Below are 16,862 nucleotides of genomic sequence, written 5' to 3' on the forward strand. Positions count from 1 at the left end.
CCAAGGCAGGGCCGAGGGCGAGGCCGAATTGCGACTAAAGCGCCGGATGCCCTTTCGGCGGGCACGCGGTAGCACTGGCAGGGGCGAAAGGGCGCGGGAATGAAGATCGTTTCCTACAACATCCAGTACGGCATTGGCCTCGACCGCAAATACGATGTCGGGCGCATCGCCGACGCCGTGCGCGGCGCCGACGTGGTCGCGCTGCAGGAAGTGACCCGCAACAACCCGCGCAACGGCGACCGCGACATGGTGGCCGAGATCAGCGAGGCGCTGCCCGATTATTTTGCCGCCTACGGCAGCAATTTCGAGGTCAATATCGGCTCGCGCCTGGCGAACGGCCGCGCCATCTCGACTTCCTTCCAGCTCGGCAACATGGTGCTGTCGAAGACGCCCATTCATCTGTCGCGCAATCTCCTTTTGCCGCGCAGCCGCAGCCTCGAGGCCATGAATTTCCAGCGCGGCGCGCTCGAAGCGCTGATCGAGACGCCGCTCGGCTTCATCCGCTTCTACTCCACCCATCTCGACCACCGCAGCCCGGTCGAGCGCCAGAGCCAAATCCGCTTCCTGCGCCAGCGCCTCTTGAACTATGCGCTCGAAGGCGGCGGCCTGTCAGGCATTCCCGAGATCGGCCTGCCGGATCTGCCCTATCCGGAAGCCTTCATCGTCATGGGCGACTTCAACATGCTGCCGGGCTCGCCCGAATATGTCGAACTCGCCGGCCGCCCGGACCATGAGTTCGGCATGCCGCTGACCGCCGATCTTGCCGTCGACGTCGCCCAGCGCCTTGCCGTCGCCGACCTCGTCACCTGGGTCGACCCCGACCGCCCCGACGACAAAAGCCGCCACAAACGCATCGATTACATCTTCACCAGCGCCTCGCTGGCCAGATCGCTGAAGCGTCTATGGTCCGACCGGGACGCCGTCGGCTCCGACCACCTGCCGCTCTGGGCCGAGCTGGGCTGAATTCTGAACTCCCCCTCATCCGGCCGCTACGCGGCCACCTTCTCCCCGAAGGCAGACGAGATTGGCGCCGGCGCTTACCGGCTCCTCTCCCCTTGGGGAGAGGTCGGATTGCCCCGAATTGCCCTTTGCGATTCGGTTGGCAATCCGGGTGAGGGGGCGCTTGCCCAGCCCTGTGAAGCAATCGTCAAAAATGAATCCAATTCCTCAGGCTCGTCCAGGTCTTCCTGTCGAGCCTGTAGCGCTCGACCGGCACCTGGCCCGCGACGATCGAGTTCAGCATGCCCTGGCCGGCATACTGGAAGCCGCATTTGTGGATGACCCGGCGCGAGGCCGGATTGATCACCCTTGTCGAGGCATGCAGCACCTGGATCGAGGTCCGCTGGAAGGCGAGGTCGACCAGGACGTGCGCGGCCTCGGTGGCATAGCCGCGCTTCCAGTAAGGCTCGCCGATCCAGTAGCCCAGTTCCAGGCCGCGATCGGTGGTGTTGAGCCCGGCGCAGCCGACGAAGGTGCCGGTATCCTTGAGCGTCAGGGCATAGACAATGCCGGCGCGGCGCGACGCCGCCATGGCGAGGAAGGTCCGGCCCTCGGCTTCGCCATAAGGATGCGGCATGCGGGCCAGCATTTCGGCGACATGCCGGTTGTCGGCCAGCGTGACGAGTTGCTCCAGATCGCTCTCGCGCGGGGCGCGCATGGCCAGACGCTCGGTGGCCAGCACCGGGCAATCGATCGCGTAACTTTCGTCTTCGGAGTCTTCCGCTTCGGCAACCATTTTAGTCCTCCAGGGCAAGAAAAAATGAAAAAGGAGAGAGGGCAAACCCATCTCTCCTGATCCTTTTCCTGGCCTGGCCAGACACCGGTTCCCGAGATGGGCGCCGGTGTTATGGTGCGGAACCGGCTACTCCGCTGCTTTGGTAATCGGGTTCACCGATACGTAGGTTCGGCCGTTGGCTTTCTTGTTGAAGGTGACTGCGCCGGCTTCGAGCGCAAAAAGGGTGTGGTCCGTGCCCATGCCAACATTGGTGCCCGGATGCCATTGCGTGCCGCGCTGACGAATGATGATGTTGCCGGCGATGACGGCTTCGCCGCCGAACTTCTTCACGCCGAGACGCTTGGAGTGCGAATCGCGACCGTTGCGCGACGAACCGCCAGCTTTCTTGTGTGCCATTTGACTAACTCCGATGCGCCCTGAGGCGCTTGAATGGTCTTATGAACGCGTTCGCGTTCCGTTTCAAGTGCGCACCGGCGACGATTGTCGCCGGGCCATCTTATTTCAACCTGCCTTACTTCTTCGCCAGTTCCTTGGCCTGCTCGCGCCAGTCCTTGATCTGGTCGGCGCTAAACGGCATGTGCTCGTCGATCTTGGCGACATCCTTGTCGGTGAGCTTGGCGAGCTGCGCGAAGGTGACGATGCCCTGTTCGGCGAGGTCCTTCGCCGCGACCGGGCCGATGCCCTTGATCACGGTCAGGTCATCCGGCTCGCCCTTCGGCGCCTTGAACAGCGGCGCGGCCTTTGCCTCTTCGCCGGAAGCGGCGTCAGACTTGGGCTCCTTCTTGGCCTTGGCCTCCTTCGGAGCGGCTTCGGCCTTTGCCTCGGCGGCGACTTCCGCCTTGGCTTCGGGGGCCTTGGCCTCTGCCTTGGCGGCGGCCTTCTTCGACGGCTTGGCGCCGCCCAGCAGGATCTCGGCGATCCTGACGGTGGTCAAAAGCTGGCGGTGGCCGATCTTGCGGCGCGAATTCTGGCGGCGGCGCTTCTTGAAAGCGATGACGGTGCGGTTCTTGCCCTGCTCGACGACTTCCGCCGTGACCAGAGCGCCATCGACGAACGGCGCGCCGAAGGTGACATTCTCGCCCTCGCCATGCGCGAGCACATTGCCGATCTCGACGATATCGCCGACCTTGGCTTCGAGTTTCTCGATCTTCAGGAGATCGTTGGCGGCGACGCGATACTGCTTGCCGCCCGTTTTGATGACTGCGAACATTTTTTGCCTTTCGCTGTTCGGTCGGCCTCGATGAACCGCCTCGGGCGGTTCGGCCGTCTTTTTGTCAGTCTGCGGGTTCAAAAAACAAGCGGCGCGGAAGAGCCTCCACGCCGAATGCGGGCTGTCCCTAACCGAAGGTTGCGCCGGAGTCAAGGCAAGCGGCTTGTCGTTGGAGAGGCCGCGAGCGACGTTGCCGGCAAATATCGGTCCGTCCCGTCGCAATCGCTTTTCGCGGAAGCCGGAAATCGGTCGAATAGGGCCTTGTAACCGGAGCAGTCAGCCGTTATCTAGTGCGCCGCGCCGGCAACGGCCGACCATGACCTCGCGGAGAGGTGGCAGAGTGGTCGAATGCACCGCACTCGAAATGCGGCATACTCGCAAGGGTATCGGGGGTTCGAATCCCTCCCTCTCCGCCAGTCAAGCCCCGAAAAGCCCAGATTTCTGCGGTTCTTACTTCTGGGGCACATCCTTTCCCACCAGTTTTCCCACCAGCAGCTTCAATAGAGAGCATCGTGCACCTCATTTCTTGCCAGATGAAGCGCGTCAGCAACGCTCTCCAACTCGGACATTGTGATCGTTCGCTTGCCAGTTGCCGTTCGACAAACCACATGTGGCTCGTCGGCGCTACGCGGGTCCGCCGTTGCACCGCATAGCCCGTGTGCAAGGCAATTCCTGATATCGACAAGCATCTCGATGTTGCTCCGGAGCCGCAGCCAGACCTCTGGCTCAATTGCGCGCCAGTGCGCCCATATTGACCCTTTGGACAACAGGCGTTCTGGCTCGATTGCCTCAATGCGGCCGCGAACTTCTTCCTCCAGCCATCCCCAGTGCATGAGCACATATGCGACTGACGCCATAAGATCGCGCATGTTTGGTTTTGGAGCCCGATTTTCGGCCATGCTTGTTACTCGACCTCCGTCGTGCCGCCCCGCGCGAGGTTAGCGTCGGTGCCAGCCGACCCCGCCCCCCGGCCTGCCCAGCCGCGCGCTGGGAAAAGCATACATGCCGCAGGAACAAAGCGGCGCTATTTTCGAACTTTCTGACAAGTCAGGCAGACGAGGCGCCACAGCGCGGACGTTGAGCTTCTCCTAGTCCGTCATCCGTAGCATACCTGGAGACGGGTCCATTGCGGCAATCACTGGTCGTCGCATATGGGTGAAGCTCGCCAATGCCTGACCTTGGCCAAGGCTGCGCACCATATGCCATAGGCTTTCATCCGCATTCGGAACAAAACTGCGGAGGCGGCGAGCTATCGGATCGTCGATCTTGTAGATGATCCAGTTATTGACGAGGCCAAGTACCTCATCCGGCAGATCGTTCGGCGACTGCGTGACGAACGTCAATCCGAGGTGTCGCTTTCGGCCACGCTTAGCGATGCGTACGAGCTGATCGCGTAGCGTCGGCATTTTTGTCACTCGCTTCGCGGAAAGGAATTCGTGTGCCTCCTCGATGATGACGTTCGTCGCGAGCGGTTTCTCTCCTGCCGCCGTTGCCTCGTCGTAGGCCTCTTGCTGAAAAATCAAAATTCCGCGCAGGATTTCGGCGATGGCCAGATTGCGAACGTCCATGTTCTCCAAGTCTGAGAGATCGATGATGTTCACTCGTCCAGGAGCGAGCATGTCTGTGTATCGGAGCGGCGACGCGTTCCCGTTGTCAAACACGCCCAGGCGGCGCAGCCGGCTCAGCCTACTGGCAACGACCTTCCAGCTTCGGGTGTCGCCGAACTTCGGCCCGCCTTTGCGGCCCTTTTTCTCATCATCATCGTCGTCGTGGACCCCACCGATCTGAGCCATGATAGTCCGCTTGATCTGGATCCAGTTCCCTGTGAAACCCCGTGCCCGATAGAAGGATGGCTCGTCGTTCTGCCCCTCTGCCAACCCGATTATACCGCTTACCAGATAACCGAGGTGATCAAGCGTCATAAGTGGCCAGCCACGCTCAAATTCATCGATTTCGAGCACAAGTTCTTGGTCGCGCTTCTCCCCCTCACGTGGAAAAATCTTTAGATCGCGCATCAGACCTTTGGCGATCTCGTAGACTTTTAGTAGCCGGTCCTCTTGGGCCTGACTGAGATCCATGATCTCGGTGAACGCAAAAGGAGAAATCTCAGACAACCGCAGCGAAAAGGCCGTCCGGTTCGGGTGACCAGGGTTTGCGCAGTCACGTCCCACCAAATGATACAGATGGGTATTGTCGACACCATGGGCCTCTAGACCGCGTTCCGCCAATGCAGCCAAGAGATGCGGGCTGTCCGTTGCCTCATTGAGCTTCGCGTATTCCCCTTCTACGTCGAACAAAAATGTGCACACGCCACTTTCCTGGAGGCCTGCGGTATAGCGTCCAACGCCTGTACTCTTACCGCCGCCCGTGGTGCCGACGACGGCAGTGTGACGAGGCAGGACCGACTTCTCGTGGCTCGGGACTTTTACTTCAACAGTGTCGTGCCCGTAGACGAGACCGAGGCGAATGTTGCCGTTCAGGCTGAGAATGTCCGCCATCTCAGCATCGGGAACCGAATGCGCTGGCGAGTTTGGCTTTGGGCGATGTCGCGCTGCTGTTAGCCCGCTGCCCACCCGTTGGCCGATGATAGTTGCCTGTACCCGGCCATGGTGGCGGGGCATAATCATGGCCCGATTTACGACAGACGCGATCAGGGCAGGAGCGTCGGCGCGCAGGCCATCAGGCTCGCAAAACGGACCAGCCGTCACGGTGGCAATGTATTCGCGCTGGTCCGCGACGCTATGAATTTTCAACAAACTTTGCGACGGGACAACGTCAATGTTCTCCGGCGGCAGCACCACCGTGACCGTGCCATCAGAACTCGACCTATCGTCAAAAGTCGTGCGGCCGATCGAGCCTTTGTATTCAGCGGGCTCTTCGTAGGCCCCACCGTTTGCTTCAGCGTCGCGCGCCAACGAGTTGCGCGCCTCTGCTGGCGATGGCGCAATGGTTGGCTCAGGCTTCGCAGTGTAATTTTGTTCGTTCAACATGTTCACTCCTATCATGCTCTAGTCGTGCGCTCATCCAAATACCGGTAGGGCTGCCCGGCGTTGCTCAGCGCTGTGAGGCTTGGCCGGTTCAGGGTCTCAGCCCCGAAGTACGTGCCGCAGATCCCATCCGCCATGTCGATCAACATCGGGAAGCCGCGATGTTCTTGAAGGACGCTATCGGCCATAGCGATGTGCGCCGCCTCATGTGCATAGTCTCTGTGCGCGTAGAACATCCGCGCAGGTGCCATGGCCGAGGCGCGGTAGACGCCGGCGACCACCGCTGGTCCCGCCTCTCGACAGAATGGTGTTAGCTCATTGTCAGCGACCGACTTCCATTCGCCGCGATAATTGCCTTCGAGAATGCGATCTAGGTCCGCGGTGGCGTCGTCGATGATTGCGTATTCAAGGGGATCGAGCGCGTCGCCTATCGTGAGAAAGTGTTCTTTTTTCGTTGTGCTAGGGATGAAAAGGAAGCGCTTATGCTGAAGGATCAGTCGATCGAGGACGGGAATGGACTTCTGGATCAATTCGGTGATGCCCGCGCCGCTCAAGAGCTCATAGGCCAGGGGGTTCCCGTGACCGACGCGCCACGGGGCTTGGGCCTTATCGGCCAGAACCACTCTTTCCATGTACGTCATGACGCCCCGCCGCATCATGTCAGTAATCTTGCGACGCCCGCCGTTGTTTTCGGGGCCACCGGATCGACGGCGCAGGATTTCGAGGGTCTCATCTAACACGGATGGGCCTCCCTTTAACGGGATGTCGCGCCGGTAAATCCGGTGCGCCCACATTTCCTCTTGACCGTAGTAGGACGTTGTCGCGACGGCGATCTGGATGATTTGGATCGACAATGTATGAAAGAGATGGCTGTTTGCGTCGCACGCCTCGACAAGCCCATTAAAAAGCACGTTGTTTTGGGCCGCCTTCACATCAGCGAGGGTGGCGCGAAAGACGCCGGCACATGGAGGTGCGCCAGGAGAACGAATATGCGGGAAGATGTTTTCGCGGATCGACTTCCGTAGGCCATCGCTTAACTGCTCCGCTTGTTCAATCTCTTGCTCCAGGCGGTCGAACGCCTGGATCGCCCGGACCCCCGATTGCCAAGTGTTGATGTCGAGCGTATCACCCAGGCTTTCACCCGTTATTGCCTTGTACTCCGCCGGCTCGACCGCGATCTCGTCGACGGGTTCAAGGCCGTCGTCAGACAAATTGTTTGAGTTCAAATCCGACATCGGGGTTCCTTAAGGACGTTTGCTAGCGTTCTTCCGGCACAACCCGCTGGTTTCGACAGGCAGTTCAATTTTTTTGGCGGCGAGTTGTAGACGATCAAGAAACCGATCGGTGGTCCGACGAGCATCGATCCAGCGCGCCCACGCGAAGGCGCTTTCTGGCGGGAAGCCGTAGGCCACCTCTAAGAGCTCTCGACAGTCCAGGCCCGGCACGGACGAACTCGCGATACGTCGGCTAGGCGCCAACAGCTCGTAACCAAGGAGGTCGGCCTCCGCCTCCAGCGTCAGCGTGTATTCATCGGGCCTTCCAACTTCATCCCTCCCGAGAGCATGGCGGTACGGACCCAAGGGCACGTCGCGGAGGATGCCAGCTACGCGTTCCGAGGCCGCTAATGGTCGATTTCCGTCTAAAGCTGCAGTCACCTCCGGCCCGAGCTTTCGAACCGCCATAAGGCGGGGGCGCTCATAGTGTCGGAGGAAATGAGCGACCTCATGCGCTAGCGTCACCCGCTCTTCGTCCGGGTCCATGGCTCCGTCGAGGAAGATAAATCCGTGCCCCCGGTGGGCCACCAAACATCCACGGAGGTCGCGGTCTGCCGCTGGAAAGATCGCATCTTCCCACGTAATACCCATGGCTCGATGCTGCCGGTATACCGTCGCGGCAAGAGGGCGTTGAGCGATCCGAAATAGGTCAGCCGAAGCGGTCGGGTCATTTGCGAGAAGTCGCTCGTGCGCCCGGATAAGTTGCTCGGCCCGGTCGGTCATTTGCTAGCCTTGCGAAGGGCGACATACAGTTCGCAAGTCATCCGTTTATGGATGCTGGCGACGCGTTGGTTTCTATTCGGCGGGGGGAGCGACCGGTTTGCCGAACTTAGATCGCGCCGATCATGGCCCAAGGTTTCTAGACCTGCAACGCGAGCAATCTCGGTAAGAACTCGTGCCCCATCGTATTCGCGCCGGCTAAGAATGGAGGGCCCGACCACGAAGAGCGCTTGGCCTCCCGGTCGGAGTACCCTGGCCGTCTCTTGAAGAACAGAAAGCATGTCGTGCACATACCGGCGCAACAAGGGTTTTCGCCTCTCATCGGCTACGCCGGCATCAACCATTAGCTCCAACTTGTCCGGCAATTCTCCGATCGCCAGGCCCCGTTCAGTCCCGACGGAAGCCGATCGAATTGCTCGCAACTCAATGAGTTCATGACCGAAGAAAATGAGGGTGAACTTGGAGGTCCGTAAGTAATCGATTGCGTTGACATAAGGCGGCGACGTGATCACGGCATCAACGCTCTCATCGTCCAGATCTAGATCCCTTGCATCTCCCAGGCATATGTTTGCCGAGAGTTCCTGGTCGCTCGCGCTTTCAAGGTATTTTGCAACGTTCGCGCTGTTCCGAACCCAAAGTTCGAAGGGTGGCTTCGGGGCTCTCGTAGGCACCCGGTGTGGTCGAGAGCGTGAGAGGTCCATTGCCATGGAAGCGCCGCCCTCACGTGAGATGATGCATGCAGAAAACGTGACAGCCGCGAAGAGTAGCATTGGGGAGGGAGGCAGATCGTCGAGTGCTTCGGCAAGGGCAAACAACTCTGTCGCCGCACGATCCTTGAACCAATAGGAAACAAATGCCTGGTCCTCTGCGGGTAAGGTGGAGAGCTTTTTACCAAGGTAGCCCGTGCCTTCGGCGAGAACATTGGCCCGAGCGAGAACCTCATCTGAGAGCGCCAGAAATTCTCTTGGAGGCGCCGCAGCGCACAGTGCGCGTGAAAGATAGATCGCTAGCGGATCAACGTCGCGAGCGATTGCCTTCCGGCCCTCAAGCTGTGCGGCCCTTGCAACCACGCCTGAGCCACACATGGGGTCCAGAATTGTGTCTCCAGGCATGCTGAACTGTGTCACGGCTGCCCTCGCTACTTCGAGCGGCATTCGGGCCGGGAAAGGATGAGGAAACGGCCGCCGACCTCTTGTCGCCACACCCTTGGTTGCGACCACCGCCGCAAGTGACCTCTCTGCCGCGCTGAGATCGCTATCGTGTGATGGCCCGATAATCCGAGGGATCAGTGGAGGCGCAATAGTCAGTTCATCAACGATCGGCCACGCTGACGCATCAGCATCGGTTTCCAATCTGCGCATGATCCCCCCAGCAAAGTAAGGACCGCACTTTAGGCGACCCAATTGGAACTGGTAACTCTTAGTCGAGAAAAGGCCAAATACTTCTCTAATCGAGGCTACTTTTTCCTGATTAGCGGCTCGAACGAGTGCCCTTGGGAGGCGCGCCGGCAGCCGCCAAATTCGCAGGGCGGCGCTTTTCAGCCGACGTAGAAGCGAATTTGGCGTGCATTCAAGCAATTTCCAAGCGGGAACGGCGGTGAGGGTCCAACTTCGCGGAACTCGCGCTCCCTTTTAGGTGTGACTAGATCTGGCACAGCCCCGGCGGCGCATGCCGGGGCTGTGCTTTATGGTGACTTCCGCGTGGTTGGATGCCGCGTTGCCGGACTCTGCAATCACCTCGCCGAAGCTGGCGTTACCGTGAGCCTCCACTTCACATCCCTCACCGCGCCACACCGGCCTGCGGATGAAGTTCCGCAGCCTTCACGTGACAAAAATCCGACCGTGATCGATAATACCACGATCTCAGGGGTCGTTGCGCAGAGGACTACATGCGCTCGGGGCGAAATCTAAGAATGTCCGGTCGCGGCTTCACAACGGGGGACAAGATGATCGCGCGCACAATCGCGGTTGCCCTGGCAATTGCCTTTTCCCTCTCACCGTCGCATGCGCAACCGCAGCATCGTTTGCCGAGCGGCTATAAATGGGGCCGCTGCCTGCTCGTCGTTCACGGCGAGACCCGCATCTCCGGAAGATGCTCCTACCAAATCGAGAAGGGTGGCGATTTCAATATCCAGGGGCCCAAGCAGGTTTTTGCAGGCATCGACTATCCCGACACGCATAGCGGGGCCGGTGAGATGTCGAAGGATTACTGGGCCGTCATGTACAAGGACGGTGATCTTTGGGCAGGCTACGGCAACGCGGATATTCGCGACACGCACGGCGAGGCAGGCGATTGGGGAGAGCTTCGCCGCGAAGGCGCGTGCTATGTCGGGAAGGACGTCCGGGTGTGCCTTTGGCGTTTGCCGGCTCAAGGCGATTGCAGGGTTGAGTTCAAGGTGTCGCCGCCTGATCCATCGGGCGGCTCCATCCCGCTTCGCACTTCGAGTTTGGTAGGACCGGGGCGATCCTTCGCGAAGATGGCCTCCGAAGCCTTGGCGAAGGAGGCCGCTCATTCATTTCAGGTTACGCATTCGCGCGGCGCCCTTCGCAGGACTGACATCCTGAGCCCGAAGCAGGATGCGGCATAGGAAGCCGGCGTTCGGGCAGGTGCGCCCCTGACGGCCGCAAACGCCGGTGATCCGGCAGTCCGTCTTTGTGCCCTCTACGGGCGCGCTCATGCTGCCAGCCTCTGCATGGCTTCGGCCATCTGAGCCGAGACACGGCGGTCGTAGTCCTCGGCAAGCGCCCGCAGGGCCGCAGCCCCGTCGCCGGAAAATGACGGGCCATGCATGAGCGCCAGAGTGCGTGGCGCGAGCTTGGCAAGCTCGCGGATGGTCGTGCCCATGCCGGGATTGAGTGCCGAATATTTGAACAGATCCTCGGCGGCGATCGCCGGGCCGACAACATCGCCGTCGGTCAGCGCGCGGTCGTTGCCGAGTTGGGTGAACAGATCGCCGCAGAGCAGGGTGCCGGTCGATTCCTCGTACATGACGCCGGCGTCCCAACCATGCGGCGTGTGCGGTGTATCGATGAAGCGCACGCGCTTGCCGCCGCCGATGTCGATCACCTCGCCATCCTTCAGCACCCGCGGCGCACGATCCGCGAAATCGTTGAGCGACACGTAGACGCCTGTCTGTCCGTGCGCGGCCGTTGCTTGCGGCGCAACGGTGAGCCATTCGTTCATGGCGCCGCATTCGTCGGATTCGAAATGGCCAAATCCAATCCAGCGAAGACGCTCCGGCGGGATGATGCGGGCAAGCGCGTCGCGGTTGAGCGCGAACATCTTCCGCAGGCCGGTGTGGAACATGAGCGGCTCATCGCCAATGACCAGGAACTGGTTGAAGGTGAAGCCGACGGGCGGAGCAATGTCCGATACATAGGTCGATAGGCGGTAGATGCCCTCGGCGATTTCGTCGATTTTCGTTTCCATGGAATCTCCTCCAAAACAATGGTTGCGTTCCCTCTCCCGGTTACCCAGGGCTGGACTTCGACCAAAATCGAAGTACATATGTGTGTAGCGAAATATTAGAACCCTGTCAACAATGGGTGCACATGCATGTGCATTTAAATAGATGACCCGCAAATACACCCTTAAACGCCGTGCCGAGCAGCAGGCGGAAACCCGGCGGCGCATCGTCGAAGCTGCGATCGACCTGCACGGGAGCATTGGCCCCGCAGCAACGACCTTCAGCTTGGTCGCCGAGCGTGCCGGCGTTCAGCGACACACGCTCTACGCCCACTTCCCCGACGAGCGCAGCCTGCTGCAGGCCTGCTCGAGCACGCACATCGAGACGCATCCGCTGCCGAGCCCGGAGCCGTGGCGAGTTGTGGCCGACCCAGGCGAACGGATGCGGATCGCGCTGCTGGCGATCTACGAGTGGTACGGGCGCAATGAAAGCGTGGTGGCCAGCGTGTTGCGCGACGCCGAACATCACCCGCCAACCCGGGAGGCTGTCGAGACGAGCATCGGCCCGTATTTCGCGACCTGCCAGGCAGTGCTCGGCGAAGGCCTTGGCGGCAGCCAGCGAGCGATGCTGCGCGTGGCGCTGAGCTTCTTCACCTGGCGCACGCTGGTGCGCGAAGCTGGCCTGCAGCCCGTTGAAGCCGTAAACGCCATGGTTCAGGCCGTCCAAGGCGTGGGTTGAGACTCCGGCGGCAGTAGGCTGAGATATACGTCTTGTCAGCTTTCTGACGGGTGCGCCGCGATCGCACTCAAGAACGCCTCCCCGAACTCCTTGAGCTTCGCTGCACCCACGCCGTTCACCTCGGCGAAGTCGTCGAGGTCGCGCGGACGGCGCTCGGCCATGTCGATCAGGGTGCGGTCGGAAAACACCACATAGGCAGGCACCTGGCGTTCCTTGGCAAGCCGCAGCCGCAGCGTCTTGAGCGCGGCCAACAAGGAAGTGTCCACGCCCTCGCCGCCCATGGCGGAACCCTGCGCGGCACGCTTCCTGCCGCGCGCCAGACGGTCCCGGCCTTCGACGCGATACTCGAACGCAACCTCGCCGCGGCCGAGCGCGCGGCCGCTTTCCGAGATGGCGAGGCCGCCATGGCCGTCGGGATCCGGCACCAGGAAGCCGCCGGCGACAAGTTGCCGGATGAGCGACAGCCAGACCGGCTTCCGGTGCATGATGCCGGTCCTGAAGCTGGCGAGCTGCTGATGGCCTCTGGCCAGCACCTTTTCGGTCTCGTGGCCGAGCAGGATATCGATGACATGGGCGGCGCCGAAGCGCTCGCCGCTCTGCGCGACGGCCGCGAGGATGATCCGCGCCTCCGTCCCGCCATCGGCGCGCGGCGCCTGGTCGAGGCAGTTGTCGCAATTGCCGCAGGCTTGCGCCTCCTCGCCGAAATAGCCGAGCAGCACCTGGCGCCGGCACTGCGCCGTCTCGCAATAGCCGATCAGCGTGTCGAGCCGGCGATGCGCCCGTCTTTTGTGCTCGGGCGAGGTATCCTCGTCGTCGATGAACATCCGGCGCGTGCGGATGTCGCCGGCGCCGTAGAGCATGTGCGCTTCCGCCGCTCGGCCGTCGCGGCCGGCGCGGCCGATCTCCTGGTAATACGCCTCGAGGCTGCCGGGCAGGTCGGTGTGGAAGACATAGGCGACGTCGGGCTTGTCGATGCCCATGCCGAAGGCGATGGTCGCCACCATGACGACGCCCGACAGGCTCATGAAGGTGTTCTGGTTCGCCTCTCGCGCCTCCTTGCTCATGCCGGCATGGTAGGCGAGCGCGCGCACGCCGTTCTTCTCCAGGAAAGCCGCCATTTCTTCCGTCTTGCGGCGCGACAGGCAATAGATGATGCCGCTCTTGCCCTGGTGACGCTCGATGAAGCGCAGCAGCTGGCGCTTGCTGTCCTGCTTGGGCTCTATCGCCAGCTTGATATTCGGCCGGTCGAAGCCCAGCACCAGGGTTTCGGCGCGCCCGGCAAACAGCCGCGCTTCGATGTCGGCGCGCGTGGCCTCGTCCGCCGTCGCCGTCAGCGCGATGATGGGCACCTGCGGAAACACGCCGCGCAATTGCGACAGGTCTTCATATTCGCGCCGGAAGGCCGGTCCCCATTGCGAGATGCAATGCGCCTCGTCGATGGCGATCAGGCCGACATCGAGCCGGGACAGGGCTTCGAGCATCCGCTCCGTCATCAGCCGCTCCGGCGCCATATAGAGCAGCCGCGTCTGCCCGGACGCCACGCGGCGCCAGGCAGCGACATTGGCGTCGCGGTCGAGCGAGGAATTGATGGTGTCGGCGGCCACGCCGGCAAGGCGCAAGGCGGCGACCTGGTCCTGCATCAGCGCCACCAGCGGCGACACCACGATGGTAAGCCCGCCTTTGACCAGCGCCGGAACCTGATAGCAGAGCGATTTGCCGGCGCCTGTCGGCATCACCGCCAGCACATGCCGCCCGGACAGCAACGCCTCGATCACGGTCGCTTGCCCGGGGCGAAAATCGTCGAAGCCGAACACATCCTTCAGGACGCGCCGCTTGTGATCCTCGGCCCGGATGCTCACTGCCTGCGCCGGCATCACAGCGCCGTTCCCGCCTTCAAGGTGTAGGCCGGCATTTCGTAGCCGAATTCGTGGCAGAAGCTCTCCACGCGGGCGAGGAACGCCGCTGGCAGGCCATGCAGATAGGTCTGGAATTCTTCATTGCGCTCCCATTTTCTCAGCGACGTCGGCCGTATCGGATTGTCCGCATCGCGGCTGTAAAGCGTGACCGGTGACAGACCGAACGACCGGGCGATCCTGCCCTGGACGATATCGGGTTCGGCGATCAATTCCTCATAGCGCAGATAGAAAACGGCTCTTTCGGGTTGAGCCTTTCTAAGGCGCGTCAACCCGTCATACTCCGCCTCCCAGCGCTCGGTCGTTACGTGAAAACGCCGTTCGTTCACCGTCTCTGGATGGGAGCTTGTGAGCACGTCGAAAGGATGCCGCACGCAATAGATCAATCCGACCGAGCCAGGCAGATGCTCGATGTCCTTATGGCTCTCATAGGTGCGTTTGACGACCAGATTGACTTCGGGGCGATCCAGTTCGAGCAGCGCCTGATACGGCGCTTCGTCCCTATGAACATAGATATCGTCGAAACACGCCATCAAACGACGGCTTAGCGTGGTTCCGCTGCGAGCACAGCCGGCAATGAAGATTCTTTTGCGAAACGTCATTGCAGAGGGCAGCCGGGGCGCTGCCTTGCGCAATCGCCAGAACAGTCGTCTTGCGCCACGGCGTAGAGTGGTCGCCGGCATCCGGGCTGCTTTGCCAGGAACGTCCCTCGACGTGATCTCGGCCAAGGCGATGCCGCTCTCTCCGGCAACGGCGTAGAGCAGCCAGGTGCGGCCTCTCTCCTCGAAAATCGCAGGATCGCGCAACGCGTTCTCCGCGCCTTCGGCCGGCCCGTCCCGGCTGGGGCAAACCGGCAAGCCCGCGCCTTCGACGTCCGTCTGCGGCCGCAGCAGTTCGGTCTCGCCTTTGACCGTCCAGCCTCTCCAGTCCTCGGCGAGATCGATCGTGCCGTGAAGTATCCGTTCCGGCGCGTCGCCCCTGCGCGTGTAAAAGACCCGCAGCCAGCGACCGGATTTCTGCAGTGCAAGATGCCTCGGGGTGGGAAGATGCTTCATGCCGGACAGAACGACCGCACCCCGTTCGAAATCGGAGATGCCGGTCCTGGAGCGGAAGACGGTGATGGCTCCTGTCCCGAGAAGACCGTACCACCACTGATCGTGGCGGAAGAACCGGGCATAGGAAGGCCCGAGCGGCTCGGAAAGCGGATTGAAATGAAGGCCGTCACCGGATGTCGCGGCAAAGGTCGTCTGGCCTTCTCCGCCTTTTGCCGGCCCGTGAAAATACATAACGAAGCGGCGATTCCGCTGATCGACATGAACGTCGGGAGACGCGATGTGGCCTTTGATGAACGGACATTGAGCGAGGGACAGTACCCCGCCGGGATGGATGCGCCACGGGCCTTCGATCGAATCAGCGTAGGCGAGGCGAATATAGGAACCCCCGTGATCGGCGAAATAGAGATAGTAGGCGCCCTGCCGCCCCGGCGCCCAGTCCGGCATGCCGATAAGCGACGGCCCGTTGATGTTGATCCCATCGCCGCCGGGCAACATGTCCGGCGTCACAATAAGCCCAAGCCGGCTCGCGGTGAGAATGGGTGGCGCGATCATGCGGCAGGCTGCTTCCGGTCGCCGATTCCATCTTGGCGACAAGCGCGCCTGTCGTGGAGCCTGCACGTTCCAGCCCGGCATCGCCGGGTCTCACATGTCGCTTGCTCTTCCAAGCTAGCTCCTTCAAGGGTTGATCCCGCCGGCGCCGCCAGCGGCAGGCGCCTCGGCTCGATTGCCGGTCTGGCTTCATTCGGTCTTGTCGTTTCGATACAACGGCGTCCGTTGAAACGGAAGCTCGAAGGCCATACCGGGGGACACCGCGCAGGCGAGGTGTTGGACGCGTGACGAATCATCGAAGCCTGGCAGGATGTCACGTTTCCACTTCGAATCGCGGCGCCGCTGCCGCCGATGAGAGTTCCACCGGCGCAACCTGCGGTGCTATAACGCCAGGCTGCCGTCCGCTGCCGGCGGCCAATGCAAAAGGAACCTTCGGATGATCGATCCCGCCACGCTCATCACTTATGTCGCCGTCGTGTTCGGCTTCGTCTTCATTCCGGGACCGGCGACGCTGCTCACGGTCGCGCGGGCGACGAGCTCGGGCACCAAGGTCGGCATCGCCACCGGCGCCGGTGTCGCCGCGGGCGATGTGATCCACACTATCACATCGTCGGCATTTCGGCCATCATCGCCGCTTCGGCGATGCTGTTCAGCATCGTCAAATATATCGGCGCGGCCTACCTCGTTTATCTGGGCATCCGCGCCATTCTCGAAAAGGCGCCGGCCGACCTAGCGGGCAGGACGCTGCCCATTTCCGCGGGCCGGGCGTTCCGGCAGGCGATCCTGACCGAAGTGCTCAACCCGAAGACGGCTTTGTTCTTCCTGGCGTTCCTGCCGCAATTCGTGCACCCGCAAGCCGGTTTCGTGGTGCTGCAACTGATGCTGCTGGGCATCATCTTTGTCCTGCTCGGGCTCTTCAGCACCGTCGTCTTCGCCGTCAGCGCGGGCGGCCTGGGTTCCTTGCTGCGCCGCAATCCGGCGGTGCTGAAATGGCAAGGCAAGGTGGTCGGCGGCATCTATTGCGCGCTCGGCCTACGCCTGGCGCTGCAGCAGCGCTAGAAGTCGTCACGGCGCCGAGGCGAGGCCGTTCGGCCTATGTCGCCGACGCGCCGGTCGAGGCCATACTCGATGCCGCGCATCGCCTGCTCGCGGCGGGCCGCCGCGATCACGCGGCTGGATGGAGCGGCTCCGGAAAAGTCTAGACGTCATGTTCCGAGGCGGAGATCGGTGGCCCGCCCTTTCGTGCGATTAAAAGACGAGGGTTGCTCGGATGGG

At 61.7% G+C, this 16,862-nt stretch carries 14 protein-coding genes, 1 tRNA gene and 1 pseudogene; 5 read left to right on the plus strand and 11 right to left on the minus strand.

Going from position 1 to position 16,862, the window contains the following annotated elements; all coding sequences use genetic code 11:
• Positions 1 to 99 precede the first annotated feature (99 nt).
• Positions 100 to 963: an endonuclease/exonuclease/phosphatase family protein gene (locus tag LB553_RS04315; RefSeq protein WP_224510962.1), complete on the plus strand. Its 864-nt coding sequence runs from the start codon at positions 100 to 102 to the stop codon at positions 961 to 963.
• A 184-nt stretch (positions 964 to 1,147) separates the two neighbouring features.
• Here the strand turns inward: LB553_RS04315 and LB553_RS04320 are convergent, their stop codons facing one another.
• The 3 genes from LB553_RS04320 to LB553_RS04330 form a co-directional block, all read right to left on the minus strand.
• Positions 1,148 to 1,735: a GNAT family N-acetyltransferase gene (locus LB553_RS04320; protein ID WP_224510964.1), complete on the minus strand. Its 588-nt coding sequence runs from the start codon at positions 1,733 to 1,735 to the stop codon at positions 1,148 to 1,150.
• A gap of 126 nt (positions 1,736 to 1,861) precedes the next feature.
• Positions 1,862 to 2,131, minus strand: coding sequence for a 50S ribosomal protein L27 (gene rpmA, locus LB553_RS04325; RefSeq protein WP_095767205.1), 270 nt, complete (start codon positions 2,129 to 2,131; stop codon positions 1,862 to 1,864).
• A gap of 115 nt (positions 2,132 to 2,246) precedes the next feature.
• Complete coding sequence (locus LB553_RS04330; RefSeq protein ID WP_224510966.1) at positions 2,247 to 2,945, minus strand: 50S ribosomal protein L21; 699 nt, start codon at positions 2,943 to 2,945, stop codon at positions 2,247 to 2,249.
• 326 nt (positions 2,946 to 3,271) lie between these two features.
• Between LB553_RS04330 and LB553_RS04335 the strand changes: the two genes are divergently transcribed.
• Positions 3,272 to 3,361, plus strand: a tRNA-Ser gene (locus LB553_RS04335).
• A gap of 81 nt (positions 3,362 to 3,442) precedes the next feature.
• Here LB553_RS04335 and LB553_RS04340 read toward each other — a convergent pair.
• From LB553_RS04340 to LB553_RS04360, 5 genes are all read right to left on the minus strand, one after another.
• A complete protein-coding gene (locus tag LB553_RS04340) occupies positions 3,443 to 3,844 on the minus strand; it encodes a hypothetical protein (RefSeq protein WP_224510968.1) in 402 nt (133 codons plus the stop codon).
• 189 nt (positions 3,845 to 4,033) lie between these two features.
• A complete protein-coding gene (locus tag LB553_RS04345) occupies positions 4,034 to 5,935 on the minus strand; it encodes an ATP-binding protein (protein ID WP_224510970.1) in 1,902 nt (633 codons plus the stop codon).
• An 11-nt stretch (positions 5,936 to 5,946) separates the two neighbouring features.
• On the minus strand, positions 5,947 to 7,167 hold the full coding sequence (locus tag LB553_RS04350; protein ID WP_224510972.1) for a hypothetical protein: 1,221 nt from the start codon (positions 7,165 to 7,167) through the stop codon (positions 5,947 to 5,949).
• A gap of 9 nt (positions 7,168 to 7,176) precedes the next feature.
• On the minus strand, positions 7,177 to 7,929 hold the full coding sequence (locus LB553_RS04355; RefSeq protein WP_224510973.1) for an ImmA/IrrE family metallo-endopeptidase: 753 nt from the start codon (positions 7,927 to 7,929) through the stop codon (positions 7,177 to 7,179).
• The gene (locus LB553_RS04360) at positions 7,926 to 9,287 is read right to left on the minus strand and encodes a DNA methyltransferase (protein WP_224510974.1); all 1,362 of its coding nucleotides are present in this window, start codon (positions 9,285 to 9,287) and stop codon (positions 7,926 to 7,928) included. Before LB553_RS04360 ends, LB553_RS04355 begins: the two co-directional genes overlap by 4 nt.
• Positions 9,288 to 9,871: 584 nt before the next feature.
• Between LB553_RS04360 and LB553_RS04365 the strand changes: the two genes are divergently transcribed.
• Positions 9,872 to 10,513: a hypothetical protein gene (locus LB553_RS04365; RefSeq protein ID WP_224510975.1), complete on the plus strand. Its 642-nt coding sequence runs from the start codon at positions 9,872 to 9,874 to the stop codon at positions 10,511 to 10,513.
• An 86-nt stretch (positions 10,514 to 10,599) separates the two neighbouring features.
• Here LB553_RS04365 and LB553_RS04370 read toward each other — a convergent pair whose 3' ends face one another.
• Positions 10,600 to 11,355 (minus strand): MBL fold metallo-hydrolase, encoded by a 756-nt coding sequence (locus LB553_RS04370; RefSeq protein ID WP_224510976.1) that lies wholly within the window; start codon positions 11,353 to 11,355, stop codon positions 10,600 to 10,602.
• 142 nt (positions 11,356 to 11,497) lie between these two features.
• On the opposite strand from LB553_RS04370, the gene LB553_RS04375 reads away from it, so the two are divergent.
• Positions 11,498 to 12,070, plus strand: a complete 573-nt coding sequence (locus tag LB553_RS04375) for a TetR/AcrR family transcriptional regulator (RefSeq protein WP_224510977.1) — start codon at positions 11,498 to 11,500, stop codon at positions 12,068 to 12,070.
• Positions 12,071 to 12,105: 35 nt separating this feature from the next.
• Here LB553_RS04375 and recQ read toward each other — a convergent pair whose 3' ends face one another.
• Together recQ and LB553_RS04385 are read right to left on the minus strand one after the other, a co-directional pair.
• Positions 12,106 to 13,944: a DNA helicase RecQ gene (recQ, locus tag LB553_RS04380; protein WP_224510978.1), complete on the minus strand. Its 1,839-nt coding sequence runs from the start codon at positions 13,942 to 13,944 to the stop codon at positions 12,106 to 12,108.
• A complete protein-coding gene (locus LB553_RS04385; protein WP_224510979.1) occupies positions 13,944 to 15,590 on the minus strand; it encodes a hypothetical protein in 1,647 nt (548 codons plus the stop codon). Before LB553_RS04385 ends, recQ begins: the two co-directional genes overlap by 1 nt.
• 433 nt (positions 15,591 to 16,023) lie before the next feature.
• Between LB553_RS04385 and LB553_RS04390 the strand changes: the two are divergent.
• Positions 16,024 to 16,646: pseudogene (locus LB553_RS04390) on the plus strand (LysE family translocator).
• Positions 16,647 to 16,862: the final 216 nt, after the last annotated feature.

The sequence above is a fragment of the Mesorhizobium sp. CA8 genome (assembly GCF_020164955.1).
In the GTDB taxonomy this organism is placed as follows: Bacteria; Pseudomonadota; Alphaproteobacteria; order Rhizobiales; family Rhizobiaceae; genus Mesorhizobium.